General features: G+C 67.1%; 19 protein-coding genes and 2 pseudogenes. 9 read left to right on the top strand and 12 right to left on the bottom strand.

Translation table 11 applies throughout. From position 1 onward, the window contains the following. Positions 1 to 236: pseudogene (locus tag A5782_RS08900) on the top strand (NAD-dependent protein deacylase); the annotation flags it as partial. A gap of 13 nt (positions 237 to 249) precedes the next feature. Here the strand turns inward: A5782_RS08900 and A5782_RS08895 are convergent. Beyond that, positions 250 to 879 (bottom strand): class I SAM-dependent methyltransferase, encoded by a 630-nt coding sequence (locus A5782_RS08895; protein ID WP_067098083.1) that lies wholly within the window; start codon positions 877 to 879, stop codon positions 250 to 252. A 66-nt stretch (positions 880 to 945) separates the two neighbouring features. Continuing rightward, entirely contained in the window at positions 946 to 3,294 is a 2,349-nt protein-coding gene (locus tag A5782_RS08890; RefSeq protein ID WP_067098080.1) for an MMPL family transporter, read from the bottom strand. A gap of 312 nt (positions 3,295 to 3,606) precedes the next feature. On the opposite strand from A5782_RS08890, the gene A5782_RS27040 reads away from it, so the two are divergent. Continuing rightward, complete coding sequence (locus A5782_RS27040; RefSeq protein WP_003878506.1) at positions 3,607 to 3,729, top strand: hypothetical protein; 123 nt, start codon at positions 3,607 to 3,609, stop codon at positions 3,727 to 3,729. A 143-nt stretch (positions 3,730 to 3,872) separates the two neighbouring features. Here the strand turns inward: A5782_RS27040 and A5782_RS08885 are convergent, their stop codons facing one another. Further along, on the bottom strand, positions 3,873 to 4,625 hold the full coding sequence (locus tag A5782_RS08885) for a 3-hydroxyacyl-CoA dehydrogenase (RefSeq protein WP_067098077.1): 753 nt from the start codon (positions 4,623 to 4,625) through the stop codon (positions 3,873 to 3,875). Positions 4,626 to 4,670: 45 nt separating this feature from the next. Then, positions 4,671 to 5,762 carry a CaiB/BaiF CoA-transferase family protein gene (locus A5782_RS08880; RefSeq protein WP_067098113.1) on the bottom strand — a complete coding sequence of 364 codons (1,092 nt, stop codon included), beginning with the start codon at positions 5,760 to 5,762 and terminating at the stop codon, positions 4,671 to 4,673. 120 nt (positions 5,763 to 5,882) lie between these two features. On the opposite strand from A5782_RS08880, the gene A5782_RS08875 reads away from it, so the two are divergent. Beyond that, positions 5,883 to 6,695, top strand: a complete 813-nt coding sequence (locus A5782_RS08875) for an enoyl-CoA hydratase (RefSeq protein WP_067098110.1) — start codon at positions 5,883 to 5,885, stop codon at positions 6,693 to 6,695. A gap of 95 nt (positions 6,696 to 6,790) precedes the next feature. Further along, complete coding sequence (locus A5782_RS08870) at positions 6,791 to 8,176, top strand: DUF2867 domain-containing protein (RefSeq protein ID WP_067098074.1); 1,386 nt, start codon at positions 6,791 to 6,793, stop codon at positions 8,174 to 8,176. On the opposite strand, the gene A5782_RS08865 is transcribed toward A5782_RS08870, so the two are convergent. Next, positions 8,139 to 8,861, bottom strand: a complete 723-nt coding sequence (locus A5782_RS08865) for a CPBP family intramembrane glutamic endopeptidase (protein WP_067098071.1) — start codon at positions 8,859 to 8,861, stop codon at positions 8,139 to 8,141. The two genes, A5782_RS08870 and A5782_RS08865, sit on opposite strands and share 38 nt — an antisense overlap. Further along, entirely contained in the window at positions 8,858 to 10,006 is a 1,149-nt protein-coding gene (locus A5782_RS08860) for an NAD(P)H-binding protein (protein WP_067098068.1), read from the bottom strand. Before A5782_RS08860 ends, A5782_RS08865 begins: the two co-directional genes overlap by 4 nt. Before the next feature lie 185 nt (positions 10,007 to 10,191). Here A5782_RS08860 and A5782_RS27255 point away from each other — a divergent pair. From A5782_RS27255 to A5782_RS08845, 3 genes and pseudogenes are all read left to right on the top strand, one after another. Further along, positions 10,192 to 10,338: pseudogene (locus tag A5782_RS27255) on the top strand (type III polyketide synthase); the annotation flags it as partial. A 98-nt stretch (positions 10,339 to 10,436) separates the two neighbouring features. Beyond that, the gene (locus A5782_RS08850) at positions 10,437 to 10,937 is read left to right on the top strand and encodes an isoprenylcysteine carboxyl methyltransferase family protein (protein WP_067098060.1); all 501 of its coding nucleotides are present in this window, start codon (positions 10,437 to 10,439) and stop codon (positions 10,935 to 10,937) included. Further along, on the top strand, positions 10,934 to 11,950 hold the full coding sequence (locus A5782_RS08845) for an NAD(P)/FAD-dependent oxidoreductase (RefSeq protein WP_067098057.1): 1,017 nt from the start codon (positions 10,934 to 10,936) through the stop codon (positions 11,948 to 11,950). Before A5782_RS08850 ends, A5782_RS08845 begins: the two co-directional genes overlap by 4 nt. A 45-nt stretch (positions 11,951 to 11,995) precedes the next feature. On the opposite strand, the gene A5782_RS08840 is transcribed toward A5782_RS08845, so the two are convergent. Then, a complete protein-coding gene (locus A5782_RS08840) occupies positions 11,996 to 12,787 on the bottom strand; it encodes a crotonase/enoyl-CoA hydratase family protein (protein WP_067098054.1) in 792 nt (263 codons plus the stop codon). Beyond that, positions 12,784 to 13,932, bottom strand: coding sequence for a thiolase family protein (locus tag A5782_RS08835; RefSeq protein ID WP_067098051.1), 1,149 nt, complete (start codon positions 13,930 to 13,932; stop codon positions 12,784 to 12,786). The genes A5782_RS08840 and A5782_RS08835 overlap by 4 nt, the downstream gene beginning before the upstream one ends. A gap of 257 nt (positions 13,933 to 14,189) precedes the next feature. Here A5782_RS08835 and A5782_RS08830 point away from each other — a divergent pair, with 257 nt between their 5' ends. After that, positions 14,190 to 15,614, top strand: a complete 1,425-nt coding sequence (locus A5782_RS08830) for a wax ester/triacylglycerol synthase family O-acyltransferase (protein ID WP_067098048.1) — start codon at positions 14,190 to 14,192, stop codon at positions 15,612 to 15,614. 11 nt (positions 15,615 to 15,625) lie between these two features. Here the strand turns inward: A5782_RS08830 and A5782_RS08825 are convergent, their stop codons facing one another. Together A5782_RS08825 and A5782_RS08820 are read right to left on the bottom strand one after the other, a co-directional pair. Further along, positions 15,626 to 16,417: a lysophospholipid acyltransferase family protein gene (locus A5782_RS08825; RefSeq protein ID WP_067098045.1), complete on the bottom strand. Its 792-nt coding sequence runs from the start codon at positions 16,415 to 16,417 to the stop codon at positions 15,626 to 15,628. Continuing rightward, entirely contained in the window at positions 16,414 to 17,682 is a 1,269-nt protein-coding gene (locus tag A5782_RS08820) for a cytochrome P450 (protein WP_067098042.1), read from the bottom strand. Before A5782_RS08820 ends, A5782_RS08825 begins: the two co-directional genes overlap by 4 nt. 247 nt (positions 17,683 to 17,929) lie before the next feature. Here A5782_RS08820 and A5782_RS26060 point away from each other — a divergent pair, with 247 nt between their 5' ends. After that, positions 17,930 to 18,220, top strand: a complete 291-nt coding sequence (locus A5782_RS26060) for a hypothetical protein (protein WP_156623860.1) — start codon at positions 17,930 to 17,932, stop codon at positions 18,218 to 18,220. Between the two features lie 65 nt (positions 18,221 to 18,285). Here A5782_RS26060 and A5782_RS08815 read toward each other — a convergent pair whose 3' ends face one another. Then, positions 18,286 to 18,927 (bottom strand): maleylpyruvate isomerase family mycothiol-dependent enzyme, encoded by a 642-nt coding sequence (locus A5782_RS08815; RefSeq protein WP_067098040.1) that lies wholly within the window; start codon positions 18,925 to 18,927, stop codon positions 18,286 to 18,288. Between the two features lie 89 nt (positions 18,928 to 19,016). Then, the gene (locus tag A5782_RS08810; RefSeq protein WP_067098027.1) at positions 19,017 to 20,501 is read right to left on the bottom strand and encodes an aldehyde dehydrogenase family protein; all 1,485 of its coding nucleotides are present in this window, start codon (positions 20,499 to 20,501) and stop codon (positions 19,017 to 19,019) included. Between the last annotated feature and the right edge of the window lie 16 nt (positions 20,502 to 20,517).

The following is a 20,517-nucleotide window of genomic DNA, read 5'->3' as shown; positions in this document are numbered from 1 at the left end:
GGCAGCGCGCCGTGGAGGCGACCGAGGCCGCCGACGTGATGGTGGTGGTCGGAACCTCGGCGATCGTCTATCCGGCGGCCGGGCTGGCCGAGCTGGCGCTGTCCCGCGGCACCGCCGTCATCGAGGTCAACCCCGAGGTCACGCCGTTGTCGGGCAGCGTCACGATCAGCATGCGTGAGACGGCGAGCCAGGCCCTGCCCGGGTTGTTACAGCGGCTACCGGCCCTGCTGAGCTGATCGGGCCGGCCGGTCAGGGCCGGCGCGCGCGGCCGAGCAGTATCTCCGAGACCGGCATCGGCGCCCAGGCCGGCAGCGTGAATTCCCGCCGCGACGTGTCGATTTCGAATCCGGCCTCGACGATCGAGCGCTCGGTGTCACGATGGGTATGGCAGTTGCCGAACAGTCGCGGCCACACCGTCGCATCGACAAAGCGCTGAAAGCGGCCCCGCGCACCGGCACTGGCGATGTGCTCGAGATAGCGCAGCTCCCCGCCCGGCCGCAGCAACGAGAAAAGGCGCCGCAACACGCCGCCGGGGTCGCGCACCGAGCACAACACCAGCGAGCACACCACCGCGTCGAACGGCTCCCCGCCGCTGAACGCTTCGGCCGTCTCGCCGGTCACAACGACGCGGACGGGCACCGCCTCCGCGGCCGCCCGGGCCTGGGCCGCCAGCCGCGCTTCGGGCTCCATCGCAACGACCTCGTCGACCGAGGCCGGGTAGTAAGGAAAGTTCGTGCCGATTCCCGCGCCGACTTCCAGCACGCGGCCGGAGAGGCCGGCCAAATTCTCCCTGCGCAGGGCGCGGACCGCCTCGGCTTCATGGGTGGCGACTACTGGCCAGATGCGCGCGAAGAAGGGGTTGTCGACCACCGTTGACATAAGTACTTGAACCTTCCGATCCGGATTGAGCCCCACATTAGGTTCTCGACGACGAGAGGGTCCGGGTTAACCGATATTGGGCACGGGCTCGGCGACCACCGGCTCGCGCAGCTCGACGGGTGCCACGGTGGGCTCAAGGTAGTCGACGGTTTTGTCGGCCACTCCCTCGCTGACACCGAACCGGTCGTGCAGCCACGCCAGGGGCTTGGGCGCCCACCAATTCCATCGGCCCATCACATGCATGAAGGCCGGCACGACCACCATCCGTACCAGGGTGGCGTCGGCGAACACGGCAAGGGTGAGGCCGAGGCCGAACATCCGCATGAAGGAAACGTGGGCGGCAATCAGCGCGGCGAACGACATCGACATCACCAACGCGGCCGCGGTGATCACCCGACCGGTGCGGGCGACGCCGAGCGCGACGCTCTCGTCGTTGGCGGCGTGGGCCTGCTTCGCACTCGGTCTCGCCGGTCGGGCGGCGCCGGACGCCAGCCAGTACTCGCGGATCCGGGAGAGCAGGAAGACCTCATAGTCCATGGACAATCCGAAGGCGATGCAGAACAGCAGCACCGGCATGTTGGCCACCAGCGTCCCGCTCGGCGTGGTTCCGAGCGCACCCAGATGGCCGTCCTGGAAGATCCACACCAGCGCGCCGAACGCCGCGGTCAACGACAGGAAATTGCAGGCGAGCGCCTTAACCGGCAGCAGCACGCTTCCGGTGAGCAAGAACAGCAACACGAAGGTGATCGCCGCCATCAACCCGAGGACCAGCGGCAGCCGGTCGGTGACGGCATCGACGCTGTCGCGGTTGACCTGGGCCATCCCGCCCATCTCGACGGATCGGCCCGCGGGTCCGGGCACCGCATGCAACCGCTTGAGCTGGGTGTCGTTCGCCGTCGAAAACAGCGGCGCCGTGCTGCTGACGGTCAGAAAGGCGCTGCCGCCGGCCAGCCCGGCGGCCCCTGCCGGTGGTCCCACCCGGTTACCGGCCGCGAAGGTGCCGCCGGGTGCTGACACCGCCGACACGTCGGCAACCCGCGACAAGTCGGCTGCGTAGGTGTCGAACTCCGCCGGGTTCAGGCCGGTGGCATCGGGGATGACGACGGGCACCGAGGTGGCCGAGTCGTGCGCGAAATCGCTGCGCAGCTGATCACCGACCTGATGCGCCGACGCCGCGCGGGGCAGCACCCGGTCGTCCGGGAACCCCCACGTGACGCGGAGGAATGGGCTCCCGAGCAGCAACAGCAGCGCGACGACGGTCAGGCCGATCGGCGCCCAGCGGCGCATCACGAACCTGGTCGACCGGTACCAGAACAACTGCTGGACGGATTTGTGCACCGGTTCGGGACGACCCAGCTTTCGGCGCAACAGCCGGCGCACGTTCAGTGCGTCCAGCCGGGGACCCAACAGCACGATGGCGGCCGGGGTTATCACGATCGAGGCGACCGCGACGAACGCAACGGTGGCCACGCCGGCGTAGGCGAATGACTTGAGGAAGTACATGGGGAACGCCACCGTCGCCGACATCGACAACGCCACGGTGACCGCGGAGAACAGCACGGTGCGGCCGGAGGTGGCCATGGTCCGGATCAGCGCTTCGTCCCGGTCGTGGCCCTCGGCCAACTCATCGCGATAGCGGCTGACGATCAGCAGCGTGTAATCGATGGCCAGGGCCAGGCCCAGGGCGGTGCTCAGGTTGAGGGCGAAGATCGAGACTTCGGTGGTGAAGGTGATCAGGCGCAACACCGACATCGAACCGACGACGGCCAACGCGCCCAGCGCCATCGGCAACGCCGCGGCCAGCAGCCCGCCGAACACCCAGATCAGCACCAGGAAGCTCAGCGGGAGCGCAATCATCTCCATCACCAGCAGGTCGGCCTGATTCTGCGTGTTGATCTGCGCGTACTGCATCGCCGCGCCCCCGGCGCGGACGGTGATGCCGTCACGGTCGTGGATGAACTGGTCCGCCAACGTCTGGGCATTGCTCTGCGCGTAGTTTTCGCCGCCTTTGAGGTTGACCACGACGAGTCCGGATTTGCCGTCGCGGCTCACCAGCTCGTCTGACGGCCCCGTGGTATCAGAAACAGGCCGGGTCCAGGGCGAGGAGACGTTGTAGACCAGCGGGGACCGTTGCAGCTGGTCGACGAGGGCGGTGCCCACCTTGCGGGCCTGTTCGCTGTTGCTGCCGCCCGGGGCCGTCACCAGAATCAGCACCTGTTGGCCGCTCTGACCGAACTTGTCGCTCAGCACGCTGATGGCGTGCGCCGATTCCGAGTCGGGGTCTTGGAACCCGCCCGGCGACAAGCTCTTGGCGACGGGGACGCCGAAGATGGCGGCGGCGATGAAGACCAGGACACCTATCGCGATGATGCGGCGGGGCGCCCTGATGGCGACTCGGGCGATGTGTTGCAGCATTTCGGGCCCTTCCGCTGCCGGTGCCCCCTCGCGCTGGCCGCTGACGTATCCGCGACAACGTAACAAACGCTAATTTGCACGCGTCAAACAGTGTTCTTCCCTAAACACGGAAGCGACCGCCCGGAACGTTCAACGCCGCGTTTTAAACCGCGCCGACAGTAAGAGTCCGGCCAGAAAAATGTGCCGCAACTAAGCAGCTCACGGCCCAAATCGCCCGGTCGGACGCCGGTCAACCTACCCGCCGGTAAATTGCCAACGTTTTCCGAATCGTGACTCAAAGATTCCTTAATGGTGGCCCATACGCTCAGTGTCATGTGGATCGACGACACAAGTGCCGACGTCATCAAGGTTGACTTCGAAGCCCTCTACCACGGCGACGTGCTGGTGGAAGGCGAGACCTCCGAGCAGTTCGACGAACTGCAAGCGGCGAGCTGAGGCAGACCATGAGCATGCTCGCACGCCTGTTAATGGCCGAACCCAACGTCAGTCGATGGTTCCGCAAGTAACCGTCGCTCCTGGTTGTCACGAAAGCCCCCCGCCGATGCGGGGGGCTTTCGTTTTGTCCGACGGGGTTGCGATCAGCGAGGCGCCATGCGAATGGCGCCATCCAGGCGGATGACCTCGCCGTTGAGCATCGGGTTCTCGACGATATGGACGGCCAGGGCACCGTACTCGTCGGGATCACCCAGCCGGGCCGGGTGCGGCACCTGCTTGCCCAGCGACGCCTGCGCCTCCTCGGGCAACGAACCCAGCAACGGGGTCTTGAACAGCCCCGGCGCGATGGTCACCACGCGGATGAGCTCGCGCGACAGGTCGCGCGCGATCGGCAGCGTCATGCCGACCACGCCGCCCTTGGACGCCGAGTAGGCGGCCTGGCCGATCTGGCCCTCGAAGGCCGCGACCGAGGCGGTGTTGATGATGACGCCGCGCTCTTCTCCGACCGGCTCCGTCTTGGCGATGCGCTCGGCGGCCAGCCGCAGCACGTTGAAGGTGCCGATCAGGTTGACCCCGATCACCTTCTTGAAGCCGTCCAGCGGGAACGGGCCGTCCTTGGACAGCGTCTTGATGGCGTTGCCGATGCCGGCGCAGTTGACGTTGATGCGTAGCGTGCCCATCGACTCCGCGGCGTCCAGCGCGGCGCCGACGGCGGCCTCATCGGTGACGTCGGCCTCGACGAAGCGCGCGCGCTCGCCCAGCTCGCGGACCGCTTCTTCGCCGCGCAGGTCGATCACCACCACCTGGGCACCGCGGTCGAGCAGTCGCTTGGTGGTGGCCAGGCCCAGGCCTGACGCTCCCCCGGTGACGACGGCAACGGCATCTTTGATCTCCATGCGAGTCCCTTCCCTGATTCTGCCGACCAACTTGTTGGTTGGGAACTATACCCAGTCGTTGAGCACCGCTTCGGCGTCGGTCACCGCCGCCGCGGGACGCGGTGTCTCCGGCGCCGTGCGGGAGAACCGCGGTGCCGGCAGCGGCTGCAGGCCACCGTTGACTTCGTAGAACGTGTTCCGCTCCGTGATGTGCGGCTCGGTCTGCACCTCGCCGAACGCCAGCACCGGCGTCACGCACGCGTCGGAGTCGGCGAACACCTTGGCCCAGTGGTCGCGGTCCTGACTGGCGAACTTCTCCGCCAGCACGGCGCGCAGTTCGGGCCAGCGGCTGACATCGTTCTGGCCGGGCAGGTCGGCACCGTCCAGGCCCAGTCCGGTCAGCATGGCTGCGTAGAACGGCGACTCGATGGCGCCGACCGCGACGTAACGTCCATCGGCGCATTCGTAGGTGTCGTAGTACGGAGCCCCACCGTCGAGCAGGTTGGTGCCACGCGCGTCGGTCCACATGCCCGAGGCCCGCATCTGCCACATCATCTGGACCAGCACGCTGGAGCCGTCCACCATCGCGGCGTCGACGACCTGTCCCTTGCCCGAGGTTTGCCGCTCAAACAGCGCGGACAAGATGCCGAGAAGCAAAAACATCGAACCGCCCCCGAAGTCACCGACGAGGTTCAGCGGTGGGACGGGCCGTTCGTTCGCGCGGCCGATGGAGTGCAGGATGCCGTTCAGCGAGATGTAGTTGATGTCGTGGCCCGCCTGCTGGCTGCGCGGGCCGGTCTGGCCCCAGCCGGTCATCCGGGCGTAGACCAGTCGGTCGTTGATCTTGGCGCAGTCCTCGGGGCCCAGGCCGAGCCGCTCGGTGACTCCGGGGCGGTAGCCCTCGATCAGCACGTCGGCTTTGGCGATCAGTTTGAGGACGAGGCCGCGCCCCTCGTCGGACTTCAAATCGGCGGTCACCACCCGCCGGTTGCGCATCATGGCGTCCTTGGCGACGCCACCGGAGCCGCCGGGACTTTTAGCCGGGCGATCGATGCGCACCACATCGGCTCCCAGGTCCCCCAGGATCATCGCGGCGTGTGGGCCGGGGCCGATGCCGGCCAACTCGACGACACGCAGTCCCTTCAACGGTCCAGCCATGATCCACCGACCTTTCGTCCGCTCTGACTCCGTTGACCGTTTGCCACCGAACAACCGGTCGTTCGACATCTTCGCAGCCGTGCCGGAATGGCGGGCACCCCGGTCACTTATGGTGAGCCCATGCCTTCATCCGCGATCGCCACTCTCGCCCCAGTCGCAGGCCTTGACGTCACGCTGTCCGACGGCGTGTTGTCGGTGACCATCAACCGGCCCGACAGCCTGAATTCCCTGACCATTCCGGTGATCACCGGGATCGCGGACGCGATGGAATACGCGGCCACCGACCCCGAGATCAAGGTGGTGCGGCTGGGCGGCGCCGGACGCGGCTTCAGTTCCGGTGCGGGCATCAGCGCCGACGACGTCTCCGGCGGTGGCGGCGTCCCGCCGGACGAGATCATCCTCGAGATCAACCGGCTGGTGCGGGCGATCGCCGCACTGCCGCACCCGGTGGTCGCCGTGGTTCAGGGGCCCGCGGCCGGCGTCGGCGTGTCCATGGCCCTGGCCTGTGATGTTGTATTGGCTTCGGAGAGTGCGTTTTTCATGCTCGCATTCACCAAGATCGGGTTGATGCCCGACGGCGGCGCGTCGGCGTTGGTGGCGGCCGCGATCGGCCGGATCCGGGCCATGCAGATGGCACTGCTTCCGGAACGGTTGACCGCCGCCGACGCCTTGTCCTGGGGCCTGGTCACCGCGGTCTATCCCGCCGACGAATTCGACGCCGAGGTGGACAAGGTGATCGCCCGGTTGTTGGGCGGCCCGGCGGTGGCCTTCGCCAAGACCAAGCTGGCGATCAACGCGGCCACGCTGACCGAGTTGGATCCGGCGCTGCAGCGTGAATTCGACGGACAGTCGGTGCTGCTGAAATCCCCCGACTTCGTCGAGGGTGCAACCGCCTTCCAGCAACGGCGCACCGCCGACTTCACCGACCGCTGAGCCGATAGCGGTCATCGGCCGCGACGCTTAATCACCTCTGGATGCGGTACTCCTCCTCGTCAGACCACTAATGGCTGACGAACGACGGAGAATCGATGCCCGAACAGGTGCGGTGCCTGGTGACCGGAGCGACCGGCTACATCGGCGGGCGCCTGGTGCCCCGCCTGCTGGATGAGGGCCATCACGTTCGGGCCTTGGCGCGCAACCCCGACAAGCTGGCGCAGGTGCCCTGGCGTCAACAGGCGGAGCTGGCACGCGGTGACCTCGGTGATGTCGATTCACTGATCGCCGCGTTCGACGGCAGCGACGTGGTGTACTACCTCGTCCACTCGATGGGCACCTCGAAGGATTTCGCCGCCGAGGAAACCCGCGCCGCCCGCAACGTCGTGACGGCCGCGCGGCGCGCCGGGGTGCGGCGGCTGGTGTATCTGAGTGGGCTGCATCCCGAAAACAGCGACCTCTCACCGCATCTCGCGTCGCGCAAGGCGGTCGGTGACGCGCTGATCGGCTCCGGTGTCGAGACGGTCGTCTTGCAGGCCGGGGTGGTCATCGGCTCGGGGTCGGCGTCGTTCGAGATGATCCGGCACCTCACCGACCGGTTGCCGGTGATGACCACGCCGAAGTGGGTGCACAACAAGATCCAGCCGATCGCGGTGCGCGACGTGCTGTACTACCTGGCCGCGGCGGCGACGGCCCCGGTCCCCAAGTCGCGCACCTGGGATATCGGCGGGCCCGACGTGCTGGAGTACGGCGACATGATGCGCGTCTACGCCCAAGTCACGGGGCTGGGCAATCGCTACCTGTTCGTGCTGCCGTTCCTCACCCCGGCGATCGCCAGCCTCTGGGTGGGCGCCGTGACGCCGATTCCGCCAGGGCTGGCGCGGCCACTGGTCGAATCGCTGGAATGCGATGCGGTGATGCGCAATTCGGACATCGACGGCATCATCGGGCCGCCGCCGGACGGGCTGATCGGCTACCGCCGCGCGGTGGAACTCGCGCTTGCCCGCGCCGCGCGTGGCGTCCCCGAACCCACGTGGTCGTCGTTGCGGTCCGAACCGGCCGCGGCGCTGCCCACAGACCCGGCCTGGGCGGGCGAGATCGTTTACACCGATGTGCGCACCGCCACGACCACCGCCGAACCCGCGAACGTCTGGAAGGCGGCGGAGGACGTCGTAAACTCGCGGGCGGCCGACTGGAAGGTCGAGGAGCGCACAGCGGGAACCTTGTTGCGGCTGCGCTCCACCAAGCGAGCGCCGGGACGAGAGTGGCTCGAGATCGCGGTGACTCGGCAAGACGGCCGCAGCACCCGCTATGCGCAGCGGTCCACCTTTCTGCCAAGGGGCATTCCCGGGCGGGTCTACTGGTTCCTCGTACGGCCGATGCGCACCGCCGCGATGCGCGCGCGGGCCCGCCGGGTCGTCGGTTCGGTCCGACAGTCGGGCGTCAGACCCCGAACATCGGGGGCAGCACAAGAACCATGATCAGGCCCCACACCACGTGGGTGAGTACCGGCGCCAGGATGCCGCCGGTGGCCCGGCGCTCGAACGCGCACACCGTCCCCAAAATGATCGCGGCGAAGCCGAGCATCGGGTTGCCGCTGGCGAGCGTCGCGCACGTATAGAGGACGGTCGAGATCAAAACGGGGTGATAACGGCCCAGGGCGGTATAAAGCGCGCCGCGAAAGAAGACTTCCTCGGCGACGCCGTTGATCAGCGTGATCGCCACGATCACCGGATACCACCCGTGGTGTGCGTAGAGCAGCACCCGGGTTATCAACTCCGCCACGGGTGTGATTTCCCGGGTGATCAGTCCGCCCACCACGAACGCGCCACCGACCAGCAGGCCGACGGCGGTGCCGGTGATGACCGGCCGCTGGTTACGGCCCCGCCAACAGATGCCGCCCAGGTGCAACGGGCCGGAGATCAGCCCTCCGGCGGTCCACACTCCCGCCAGCACCAGCGTCAGCCAGTAGAAGCTTTCATCCCCCGGATGGCGCCGCAACGAGAACCCGAGCACCCCGGCCCCGAGGACCACCGTGATGGCCACGATGACCCGCCGGCGCCGCACGACGGCCGGCGATTCATTGTGGGGCACAGCGACATTGGTGACCGCACGACGTAACTCGGTGAAGACGCCGGTGCGGTACGGGCTCGTCGACTGGCTCATGCGGGACGTACCTTCGGGGTCAGGGCGATCAGGACGTCGAGGCCGGTGCGCACCGCTCCGGCCACCGGTCCGGGAACCCTGTTCACCAGCCCCAGGGTCGGCCGCACGATCGATGGGGTGACCCGCCGCGCGAGTCGGCGGATGCGCAGCGCGTCGCCGCCTGCCCAGGCGGGATCGGTGTTGGCCAGGTCGTGCGGATCGGCCAGGGCGTTGACCGCTCGCGGCCGGTGATTGGACTGGTCGGCCAAGGCCAGGGCGATGGACTCGTCGACGCCGAGCAGGCCCCCGGGCGGGTCGGCAACCCGATCGCGCAGGTTGCTGGCCGATGCCACCATCGGGTGATCCAGCGATTCGACCAGATCACCCGCCAGCCCCTGCGGCACCGGCAGCGCGACGCCCGTGATCAACGACGCCAGCGCGGTGTCGACCCTGCCGACCGGCAGTCCGGTGTGCCAGCGGCCGGAGACGCGCGCATACGACCTGAGCAGGTCCCGGTAAGACGTGGTGTCCGGCCCGGCTATGTCGTACGCCCCGGCGGGCACCACGTCGCGATCGGCGGCGGCGACGAGGTAGTGCAGGACGTCGCGGATCGAGATCGGGTCGATCGGGTTGTCCATCCAGCTCGGGATAGGGATCAGCGGGAAGCGGTCTCCGACGTACCGCATCATCTCAAACGACGTCGAGCCGGCGCCGATGATGATCGCCGCCCCCAGCCACACCAGCTCAGGACCGTCCGGGATGGTGAGCGCCTCGGCCACCTCGGCCCGGCTGGTCAAGTGCTCGGATAGGTCCTCACCGGCGGGCACGAAGCCGCCCAGGTAGACGATGCGTTTCACCCCGGCGTCGCGGGCCGCCGCCGCGAAGTTTGCCGCCGCCATCTTGTCGGCGTCGCGAAAACCGGGTTGTCCGATCGCGTGCACCAGGTAATACACCACGTCCACCGGCCCGCTACCGGCGAACGCGGAGGCCAGCGACGCGGGATCGGCGGCGTCCAGTTTCACCGGTGTGACATCTTCGAACCAGCCGAAACGCTTGAGGCGCGCCGGGTTTCGAGTCGCCGCCACCACCTCGTGCTGGTTGGCCAGCAGCGCCGTGACCAGTCGTGATCCCACATAACCGGTGGCACCGGTGACCAGAGCCCGCATACCCCGACCCTAGCCCGACGACGATGCACGCCGCTCACGGCGCGCGAAGGAGTCGGGCAGTTGCGCCGAGCCCGACGACGATGCACGCCGCTCACGGCGCGCGAAGGAGTCGGGCAGTTGCGCCGAGTGGCCCGACAGCGTGGCGTTCATTTGAACCGACGGCGCGGCGGCACCGTCAGCCCTACGTGGACCGTGGGGGACGCCGTGATTTCGCCGGCTCGACGGGCGTTGCGGTGAAAGATCCGTCCATTGCCGGCGTTGCGGTGAAGTTTCCACCCAACCGCTATACCCAAAGTGACGCCATCCGCGCGCTGACGACATTCGCCGATCCGCCGCCGCGGGGCTCGATCGGGCTGATGATCGCGATGGGGCCGGCGTTCTGCTGCGAGCTGGTGCTGCTGGCCTGGTAGACCTGGTAAAGACTGTAGCCATGTATTACCTGCTGGTGCTGGCGGTCGGGCTCGAGCGCGTGGCGGAGCTGGTGGTGTCGACCCGCAACGCGCGCTGGTCTTTTACGAAGGGCGCCAAGGAGTTTGGCCGATCCCATTATCCGGTGATGGTGGTCATCCACACCGCGTTGCTGGTCGGCTGCCTCGTCGAACCGTGGGCGCTGCACCGGCCGTTCATCGCGTGGCTGGGCTGGCCGATGCTGGCGGTGGTGGTGGCCAGCCAGGCGTTGCGCTGGTGGTGCATCACCACGCTGGGGCGGCGGTGGAACACCCGGGTGATCGTGTTGCCGCAAGCGCCGTTGGTGCGTCAGGGTCCCTACCGCTGGCTGCACCATCCGAACTATGTTGCAGTGGTGGCGGAGGGATTGGCATTGCCGTTGGTGCACACGGCATGGCTGACCGCGGCGCTTTTCACGCTGGCCAACGCCGCGGTGCTCAGGGTGCGCCTGCAGGTGGAGAACTCCGCGTTGGGCTACACGTGACCGACTACGACGCCGACCTGTTGATCGTCGGTGGCGGCCCGGGCGGGCTGGCCACCGCGTTACACGCTCGACGTCTTGGACTTTCGGTGATCGTGGCCGAATCGCGGGAGGACCCCATCGACAAGGCGTGTGGCGAGGGGTTGATGCCCGGCGGACTGGCCGAACTGACGTCGCTGGGCGTGGATCCCGTCGGCATGGCGTTTCATGGGATCGCGTATGTGAGTGAACGCCGGCGGGCGCAGGCTCGCTTTCGCGCCGGGCCGGGTCGCGGCGTGCGGCGCACGACGTTGCACGCGGCGCTGGCCGCGCGGGCGAAAGAGCAAGACACGGACTGGATCCGCACGCGGGTGACAAGTGTGGCGCAAGACGCCTGCGGCGTCTCGGCCGCCGGTGTGCGCGCGAAATGGTTGGTGGCGGCCGACGGACTGCATTCACAAGTCCGGCGCGAGGTCGGAATCACGGCGACGGCGGGGACGCCGCGCCGCTACGGCGTGCGCTGGCACTACCGGGTGCCGGCATGGTCGGAATTCGTCGAGGTGCACTGGTCGCGCTGGGGCGAGGCATACGTGACGCCGGTCGAGCCCGATCTGGTCGGTGTGGCGATCCTGTCGCGCGGCCGGCCGGACCTGGCCTGGTTCCCGCGACTGGCCCGCCAGCTGCACGGTGCCGACACGGGACGACCCCGCGGCTGTGGCCCCTTGCGACAGGTGGTTTCGCGCCGCGTCGCTGGGCGCGTGCTGCTGGTCGGGGACGCGGCCGGTTACGAGGATGCGCTCACCGGCGAGGGCATCAGCCTGGCGCTCAAGCAGTCCGCCGCGGCGGTCGATGCCATCGTCAACGAGACACCGGCCTCATACGAGAAGGCGTGGCACCGGATCACCCGCGATTACCGGCTGCTCACCCGCACGCTGGTGCTGGCCAGCACGCCGCAGCCGGTGCGGCGTGCGGTGGTCCCGGCGTGCACGCTGCTACCCGCTGTGTTCGGCCGCGGCGTCAACATCCTGGCGCACTAGTCCCGATGGTGGCGACCCGCTTGGCCCGGCTGCGGCGCCGGACAGCTAGCGCGCCTTCCAGACCGGCTCCCGCTTCTCGGCGAACGCCAGCGGTCCCTCTTTCGCGTCTTCGGATCTGAGCAGGGCCTTCATCTCGCGCATGGTGCGCTCCCAGCCCGGTTCGTCACCGACGACGACGCCGTCGTCGACGCCGTAGGCAACCCGCTTGCTGGCCTGCACCGACAGCGGCGCGTTGACGGTGACCCGCTCGGCCAGCGCCAGCGCGGCGTCGAGCACCGAGCCCTGCGCTACGACCTCGTTGATCAGCCCCCACTCGCAGGCGGCGGCCGCGGTGAGCGGTTCACCGGTCAGCAGCAGCTGCATCGCCACCTTGCGAGGCAGCTGCTCGGCGATGCGGAACACGCCACCGGCGGCGGCGATCAGCCCGCGCTTGACCTCGGGGAGGCCGAACTGCGCGCTTTCGTCGGCCACCACCAGGTCGCTGGCCAGCGCCAGCTCGGTGCCACCGCCCAGGGCGGTTCCGTTCACCGCCGCGATGGTGGGCTTGTCGACGAAGTGGTGGACGTATCCGGCGAAGCCCCATTCCGGATGGTCGGGGTGATAAAGGTTCTCCCGGCGCGCGATCGCCTTCAGGTCGGCCCCGGCGCAGAACGACTTGTCGCCTGCGCCGGTGACCACCACCGCCCGCACCTCGGGGTCGTGCTGCGCCTCTTCGAGCGCATCCCCGAGGCCGATGCTGACGGCGGCGTTGACCGCGTTGCGGGCTTCCGGCCGGTTGATGGTTATCACCATCACGTTGCCCCGGCGCTCGGCCAGGGCGCCCGGCTCCTGGGTCACAGCAGTTCCACGATGGTGGCGTTGGCCTGGCCGCCACCTTCGCACATGGTCTGCAGACCGTACTGAATTCCCTTGTCCCGCATGTGATATAGCAGGGTGGTCATGATCCGGGCACCGGATCCACCGAGCGGGTGGCCCAGCGCGATGGCGCCGCCGTTGGGGTTGAGCTTGTTCTCGTCGGCGCCGATGTCCTTGAGCCAGGCCAGCGGAACCGGCGCGAACGCCTCGTTGACCTCGTAGGCGCCGATGTCGCCGATGGACAGGCCGGAGCGCTTGAGCACCTTCTGGGTCGCCGGGATCGGCGCGGTCAGCATGATCACCGGGTCGGCGCCGGCCAGCGCCGCGGTGTGCACCTTGGCGATGGGCTTGAGCCCCAGTTCCTTGGCCTTCTCGGCGGACATGAACAGGATCGCCGCCGAGCCGTCGGAGATCTGCGACGAGTTGCCGGCGTGAATCACGCCGTCTTCCCTGAACGCCGGCTTCAGCGAGGCCATCTTCTCCATAGGCGTGCCGCGGCGGATGCCTTCGTCCTTGAGCACCACGTTGCCGTCCTGATCCTTGATACCCACGATCTGGTCATCGAAGGCGCCTGAATCCTGTGCGACAGCGGCTTTTTCGTGCGAGTCGAGGGAGAACTGGTCCAGGGTGGTGCGGTCGAACCCCCACTGCTCGGCGATCATCTCCGCGCCGATGCCCTGGTTGGGGATCCGGCCTTCGTAGCGGTCCAGGAAGGCCTGGGGATACGGCCGACCACCGTTGGCCAGCGACGCCCCCATCGGGGTCCGCGACATCGACTCGACACCACCGGCGACGACGACGTCGTAGTGTCCGGCGATAACGCCGGCGGCCGCGAAGTGGATGGACTGCTGGCTCGAGCCGCACTGGCGGTCCACGGTCACGCCGGGGACGGTCTCGGGCCAGCCGGCCGTCAGCAGTGCGGTGCGGCCGATGTCGAGGGCCTGCTCACCGGCCTGCATGACGCAGCCCCAGATGACGTCGTCGACCAGGCCCGGGTCGACGCCCGCCTTGTCGACCAGGCCGTTGAGCACCTGGGCGGACAGATCCGCCGGGTGCACTCCGGATAATCCGCCGTTGCGCTTGCCGATCGGTGAACGCACTGCCTCGACGATGACGGCTTCAGCCATGGCCTTGTCTCCTTTGACACGTGGACTTTCGAAAAGAGTGGAGTCTTGCGTTGATTGTCAACCAAGGGGTTGGGCGGGCGAAGCCCGGGGGTGCCCCGGGCGCGCTCGGCCATACCGGCGGCTGGAATGTGAACCAGAAATTTGTTCGCGAATCCCGCCCGGATGTCACCATAATGGTTTCGGAGACCGCGTCGTCAATACGCACCTCAGTCGGTAGCGCCGGGAGCGTCGCGGGTCCTCGGACAGATGGGGCGGTCGTGAAGCGGCTCAACGGTATGGACGCGATGCTGCTGTACAGCGAGACCCCGAACCTGCACACGCACACCTTGAAGATCGCGATCGTCGAGGACGCCGACTTCTGCTTCGACACCTTTCGTCGCACCCTGCTGCGCCGACTGCATCTGCTCGAACCGTTGCGCTACAAGCTCGTTGACATCCCGTGGCGTCTGCACCATCCGATGTGGTTGCAGAATTGCGATGTCGACCTTGACTACCATCTGCGCCGAGTTCAGGTACCCGCTCCCGGCGGTCGCCGCGAGCTCGACGAGGTGATCGGCGATATCGCCAGCACGCCGCTGGATCGAAGTCGGCCCTTGTGGGAGTTCCATGTCGCCGAAGGATTGGCCGATCACCGGCTGGCCATCATCGGCAAGATCCACCATGCACTGGCCGATGGTGTCGCGTCAGCGAACCTGCTGACCCGGCTCATGGACGCCGACGGCGCGACCCAGGACGAACGCGACAACGACACCAGCTGCGTACCGCCGTCGACTGCCGAGCTGTTGCGCGCCGCCGGGCGCGACCACGCGCAGCAGATCGCCGCGCTGCCTATGGTGATCACCGATGCGCTTTCCGGCGCACGGCGGTTGCGCAGGCGGGCCCGCGAACGTGGCGAGCAGCCCGACCTTGCCCGGCTGCTGCACGCGCCACCGACGTTCATGAACCACCTGGTCTCCCCCAGGCGGACGTTCGCGACCGCGACACTGTCGCTGGCGCAGGTGAAGTCGGTCGGTAAGCACTTGGGCGTCACCATCAACGACATGGTGATGGCGATGACCTCAGGCGCGTTGCGGGATCTGTTGTTGCGCTACGACGGTAGTGCGGACCGGCCTATCGTCGCTTCCGTGCCTGCCAGCACGAACCGGTCCCCAGACCGGATCAGCGGCAACGAACTCGGCGGCATGGCGGTGTCGCTACCCACGCACATCGGTGACCCGCTGGAAAGGGTGCGACTGACTGCAGTGGCGACGGCCATCGCCAAGGAGAACAACGAGCTGTTCGGGCCGGAGCTGTACGGCAGGTTGATCACCTACCTACCGCCGTTCGCCGCCGCAGGCGCATTCAAGTGGCTGGCCCGCCGGGATGCCCGCAACAACTTGTTCAACATCCCGGTTTCCAACGTGGCGGGGCCGCGCACCCGCGGTCATCTCGCGGGTGCGCCGGTCAGCGAGGTCTACTCGGCCGGTCCGCTGATCGCCGCGTGCGGCATCAACATCACGGTGTGGAGTTACGTCGACCAACTCAACATTTCGGTCATCTCCGACGACCGAACCGTCGAGGATCCGCATGAGGTCACTGACGCCACGGTTCGGGCATTCACCGAGATCAGTGTCGCTGCAGGCGTTTCCGGTGAGCCACAGACGGTTGACACTGCGATGCCCCCGGCCACGCTCAAGCCGTGAGGATCGACTCGTCATCCCAGGACGGGAAAGCGACGCTGGCGAGCCAAACCGTCCAGGGCGGTCTGCATCAGGGTGCGGACGTGTGCGTCGACGTCGGTGACGGCGGGCGTCTCGCCGAATTGGGTGGCGACATCGACGGGTTCGAGGACTTCGCTGACGATCTTGGTCGGCAACGGCAGGTTGGGCGGCATGATCATGCTGAGTCCGAACGGGAAACCCACGGTGATGGGCAGAATGTCGGACCGCCACCGCGACAGGCCCAGGCGCTTCGCCAGCCACGTGCCGCGCGTGAGGAACAACTGGCTTTCCTGCCCACCGATGGAGACGACCGGCACAATCGGCACACCGGCGTCGATCGCTGACCTGACGTATCCGGTGCGGCCGTGGAAATCGATGACGTTCTCCGCCAACGTCGGTCGGTATGCGTCGTAGACCCCGCCGGGAAACACCAGCACCACAGCGCCCGACCGCAGTGCCTGCGCGGTGTTTTTCGAGGTGGCGCGGATGACGCCGAGGCGGGCCAACCACCCCGACATCGGGCCGACGAACATCCCGTCGTGACCCAGCGTGTACAGCGGACGCCCGTAGCCGAATCTGCGGTAGAAGGCCGCGGCGAAGATCAGCACGTCGGGCGTGAGCATGCCGCCGGAGTGGTTGGCGACCACCAGCGCACCGCCGTCGGGCGGTAAGGCCTCGAGTCCACGCACTTCGAAGCGAAACCAACGCCGTGCCAGTGGTTCTGCCGCGGTGACGAAGCGCTCGGTGAAGCCGGGATCCCACTCGCCGAATTCGTGCGCACTCACGAGATCGGGGTGAATTCGAGGTGCAGCTCGGTCAGACCCCGCATCTGCCAGGTCGGTTCGTAGCTGTAGCGGCGGGCGTCCGGCGGCCCGTGCTTGGCCTCCGTAATGCCGATGTCCGCCATCCGGTCGAGTATGCGGTTCAGCGAGATTCGTCCCTCCGCGCGAGCCAGTGGGGCGCCCGGGCACGAGTGATTGCCCCTGCCGAACGCCACATGCTCGCGCACGTTCGGACGGTCGATGCGAAACTCATCGGGCCGCTCGAACTTTCGTGCGTCCCGGTTGCTCGCGCCAGGCAACAGCATCACCGTGCTGCCCGCGGGGATAGCGGTGTCACCGATCGAGGTCGAGGTCCGCGCCATCCGGAAGTGACACTTGACCGGGCTTTCCATCCGCAACGTCTCTTCGACGAAATTCGGAATCCGGCCGCGATCTTCGCGGAGCAGTCGCTGCAGCTCGGGATTCTCGGCGAGCGTGCGCATCCCGAAGCTGAGCAGCTTGGTGGTGGTTTCCTGGCCGGCCGCAAACAGGAACGTCGCCAACCGGACCACGTCGATGACTTCTGGCGTCGACCCGTCGGGATACTTCGCCTGAGCCAGCTCGGTCAATACATCCTCGCGTGGTTGTCGGCGGCGTTCGGTGATATGGGCGGTGAACTTCTCGTCGAGGTATTCCAGCGGATTGTGGGCGCGTGTCATCGAGTCGTCCTCGATCCCGCCTACCACCTTGCCCGAGAAGACTTCCCGAAATTCTTCGTGCTCCTCGGTGGGAACTCCCAGTAGGTCGGCGATCACCAAGCCGGAGAACGGTCGCGCATATTCGTCCAGGAATTCACAGTTGCCGCGGGATCCGAACTCGTCGAGCTGCTGATCGGCGAGTCGCCACATGAAGTCTTCGTTTTCTTTGAGCCGCTTGGGCGTAAGCAGGCGACTGAGCAGACCTCGCGTTCGGGCGTGCTCCGGCGGATCTTGGGTCACGATGTGTTCGCTCATCGGGATTTGTGAGCGATGCTGTTCGATCAAGTGGCCGATGTCGTCGCCCTCGGGCTCGAACGGCAAACCCGAAAACGGGCCGGCTACCGAAACACACGAGGAGAACGCCGGATCTTTGTATACGGCGAGCGCTTCGGAGTGTCCCGTTATCGCCATGACGCCCTGCTCGGCTCGGGGCAGCACCGGGCAACGCGCGCGCAGCTGGTCGAAGTAGGGGTACGGGTCCGGAATCAGGGACGGGTCAGTGAAGAAATCAACGGATTCAAATTCGCTCAACAGGACTCCTAGGCATCCAGGTAACCGCCCCCAACCAACGTCATCCGGGGCGACGCAACCTCTCCTGGTAATCTAGAGCTGAACAAATATTAGGTCAAGCCGATGGGCGCGCGGTGATCGCGCGAGCCACTGCGCGCAGGACCTGTCGCACCGCCGGCGTTTACGACGCGAGTTCTTCGGCGGTGCGTACAGCGTCGGTCACCTGCAGTTCATTTCCGCTGGGGCGACGGCGCATATGGTCCCGAATGTGAGCACTCCTGCACCCGGGCCCGGTTGGTGGCTGGCGTCAGACGGCAAGTGGTACCCCCAGCGATGGGAGAGCACCTTCGTCTCGCATACGCATGACTCCTTGCAAACGGTTTTGGACGAGGCGAACCGCCTGACGACGACCTACGGCGAGCAGGGGTGGGAACTCGTGGGGTCCTCGGTGCAACGCACCCAAGTTGCCCATCGCTTCAAGGAATACGATGGCGGCGGTGACCACTATTTCGAGTGGAGCATCGTCTGCACACTGAAGCGTCCGCTGCCACCCGGCTAGCGCGGCGAGGGCGTTTCATCGCGACCCCCGACGACGGCTGCTACGCGTCAGCGTCAGTCGGGGCGCTACCCGGACAATCGCTGCAGCATCCCTGGCAGGCCCGGCACGTCGAGCGTGTGCACAAGCGCGGTGCGGCCGGCGACAGTCATCATCAGCGCAGCCACCGGTCCGCGAATTTCCGCGCCGCTCCCCCACACTTGGCCAACATCGCTGGCGTGCAAGCTGATTCCACGCAGTCGACCGAGCGGGACGAAGCCGAACCGCCACCAGCCGGTCAGGAAGTCCATGGCCAATGCTGCTCGCTGTGGATCGGGTTGAAAGGGCAGCCCGAGAGGGATCCGGATGTCACCGCTGTGTACCAAGACATCCGCGAGCGGGTCCAACGGTCCGAATAGCGGCGGATCGATCCGGCGATCCGCGCATTGGCGCAAACCGGCTACGATCTCGGCGGCCGGCAATTCGGCACGACGGCGCGCCAATTCGTCGATCGCGCGAGCCATGCTCCCACGACGCAGGGCGAGCCGCAGGAACGTGAGGGTCCCGTCGGTGGCGGTGCTGACCGCATGAGCGGCCACTGTCTTGACATCCCAGCCCGCACACAGGCTCGGCGTGGCCAGCTGCGCGGCTTGCAATCCGTCCAGCAGACTCGCGATGCGACGCCGCTCGTCGGAGACGGCGGCGAAGACAAATTCGCGGTCGACATGCATCGGCGATAGGCGTTCGCTACGAAATGGCCGCCACGGTCGCGATTAAGCCCGAAAAGCGCGACCCTGACGGCAATCTCGTCGGAACGTTTTTAGCCGGCTGGGTATGCGACCGACTTGATCTCGGTGTACTGGTCGAATCCGGCCACGCCGTTCTGGCGCCCCACGCCGCTTTCCTTGTAGCCGCCGAAGGGCGTGTCGGCACCGTAGGGGGCACCACCGTTGACGCCCATGAAGCCGGCCTTGATGCGGCGGGTCACCGACAGCGCACGCTCGAGGGAACCGGCAAACACGTTGCCGGCCAACCCGTAGACGCTGTCGTTGGCGATCCGGATCGCGTCCTCCTCGTCGTCGAACGGAATGACCGAGAGCACCGGGCCGAAGATCTCCTCCTGCGCGATGGTCATCTTGTTGTCGACGTTGGTGAAAAGCGTTGGCCGGATGAAGTATCCCTTGTCGAAACCGGTCTCCGCGCCGGGGCCGCCGACCAGCGCCGTGGCGCCCTCTTCGACACCCTTCTTGATGTACTCCGTCACGCGGTCGAACTGTCGTTGCGAGATCACCGGCCCACACAGCGTTCCCGGGTCCTGCGGGTCCGCGCATGTCACGTTCTCGTAGATGTTCTTCAGGATCTCCACGCCCTCGTCGTAGCGGGACCGCGGCAGCAGCAGCCGGGTGGGGTTCGCGCAACCCTGACCGGCGTGCATGCACGGCGCAATGCCGACCATGCATGCCGTGCCGAAGTCCGCGTCCTCGAGGACGATGGTGGCCGACTTGCCGCCGAGTTCCAGGAACAACCGCTTCATGGTCGCGGCGCCCTTTTCCATGATGCGCTTGCCCACCACCGTCGAGCCGGTGAATGAGATCAGGTCGACCTTCGGCGACAGCGTCAGCTCCTCACCCACGAAGTGGTCCGACGCGGTGACGACGTTGACCACCCCGGCGGGGATGTCGGTCTTCTCGGCGATCAGCCGGCCCAGCCGGGTCGCGTTGAACGGCGTGTTCGGTGCAGGCTTGAGCACCACCGTGTTGCCGGTGCCCAGCGCCTGGCCCAGCTTGTTGATGGTGACCTCGAAGGGGAAATTCCACGGCACGATCGCGCCGACGACTCCGACCGGTTCCCGCCACACCTTGCGGGTGGTCAGCGTCCCGGTCAGGCTGATCACCTTGTCGCCCAGGTCGGTCTCCCACGCGTATTCGTCGATCAGCCGGGCGGGGTACTTCAGCCCGTCTTCCAGCGGGGCGTCCAGCTGAGGTCCGAAGGTGATGGCCCGGGGCGAGCCGACCTCGAGGATCAGCTCCTCGCGCAGCTCGTCGATCTCGGATTCGATCGCCTCGTGCAGCTGCAGCAGGCAGCGCTTGCGCAACTCCTTGTTGGTCGACCAGTCGGTCTCGTCGAAGGCGCGCCGGGCGGCGTCGATGGCCCGAAGCATGTCCTCCTTCGAGGCGTCGGCGACCTCGCCGAGCGGCTCCTCGGTCGCCGGATTGATGTTCGTGAAGGTGCCGGCCTGCCCGTCGACGAGCTTGCCGTCGATCATCATCTTCGGCTCGAAGCGGACCTTTACAGCCTCAGTCATATCTGTCACTCTCTTC

It is taken from the genome of Mycobacterium sp. 852002-40037_SCH5390672, from assembly GCF_001665875.1.
Lineage (GTDB): Bacteria > Actinomycetota > Actinomycetes > Mycobacteriales > Mycobacteriaceae > Mycobacterium.
Note: the sequence above shows the minus strand (reverse complement) of the source record. Positions and strands in the feature narration are given on the sequence as shown.

Bases quoted from the DNA above. Each gene is read 5' to 3' on its own strand.
- A5782_RS08895 (WP_067098083.1), bottom strand. From the start codon at position 879: ATGTCAACGGTGGTCGACAACCCCTTCTTCGCGCGCATCTGGCCAGTA.
- A5782_RS08890 (WP_067098080.1), bottom strand. From the start codon at position 3,294: ATGCTGCAACACATCGCCCGAGTCGCCATCAGGGCGCCCCGCCGCATC.
- A5782_RS27040 (WP_003878506.1), top strand. From the start codon at position 3,607: ATGTGGATCGACGACACAAGTGCCGACGTCATCAAGGTTGACTTCGAA.
- A5782_RS08885 (WP_067098077.1), bottom strand. From the start codon at position 4,625: ATGGAGATCAAAGATGCCGTTGCCGTCGTCACCGGGGGAGCGTCAGGC.
- A5782_RS08880 (WP_067098113.1), bottom strand. From the start codon at position 5,762: ATGGCTGGACCGTTGAAGGGACTGCGTGTCGTCGAGTTGGCCGGCATC.
- A5782_RS08875 (WP_067098110.1), top strand. From the start codon at position 5,883: ATGCCTTCATCCGCGATCGCCACTCTCGCCCCAGTCGCAGGCCTTGAC.
- A5782_RS08870 (WP_067098074.1), top strand. From the start codon at position 6,791: ATGCCCGAACAGGTGCGGTGCCTGGTGACCGGAGCGACCGGCTACATC.
- A5782_RS08865 (WP_067098071.1), bottom strand. From the start codon at position 8,861: ATGAGCCAGTCGACGAGCCCGTACCGCACCGGCGTCTTCACCGAGTTA.
- A5782_RS08860 (WP_067098068.1), bottom strand. From the start codon at position 10,006: ATGCGGGCTCTGGTCACCGGTGCCACCGGTTATGTGGGATCACGACTG.
- A5782_RS08850 (WP_067098060.1), top strand. From the start codon at position 10,437: ATGTATTACCTGCTGGTGCTGGCGGTCGGGCTCGAGCGCGTGGCGGAG.
- A5782_RS08835 (WP_067098051.1), bottom strand. From the start codon at position 13,932: ATGGCTGAAGCCGTCATCGTCGAGGCAGTGCGTTCACCGATCGGCAAG.
- A5782_RS08815 (WP_067098040.1), bottom strand. From the start codon at position 18,927: ATGCATGTCGACCGCGAATTTGTCTTCGCCGCCGTCTCCGACGAGCGG.
- A5782_RS08810 (WP_067098027.1), bottom strand. From the start codon at position 20,501: ATGACTGAGGCTGTAAAGGTCCGCTTCGAGCCGAAGATGATGATCGAC.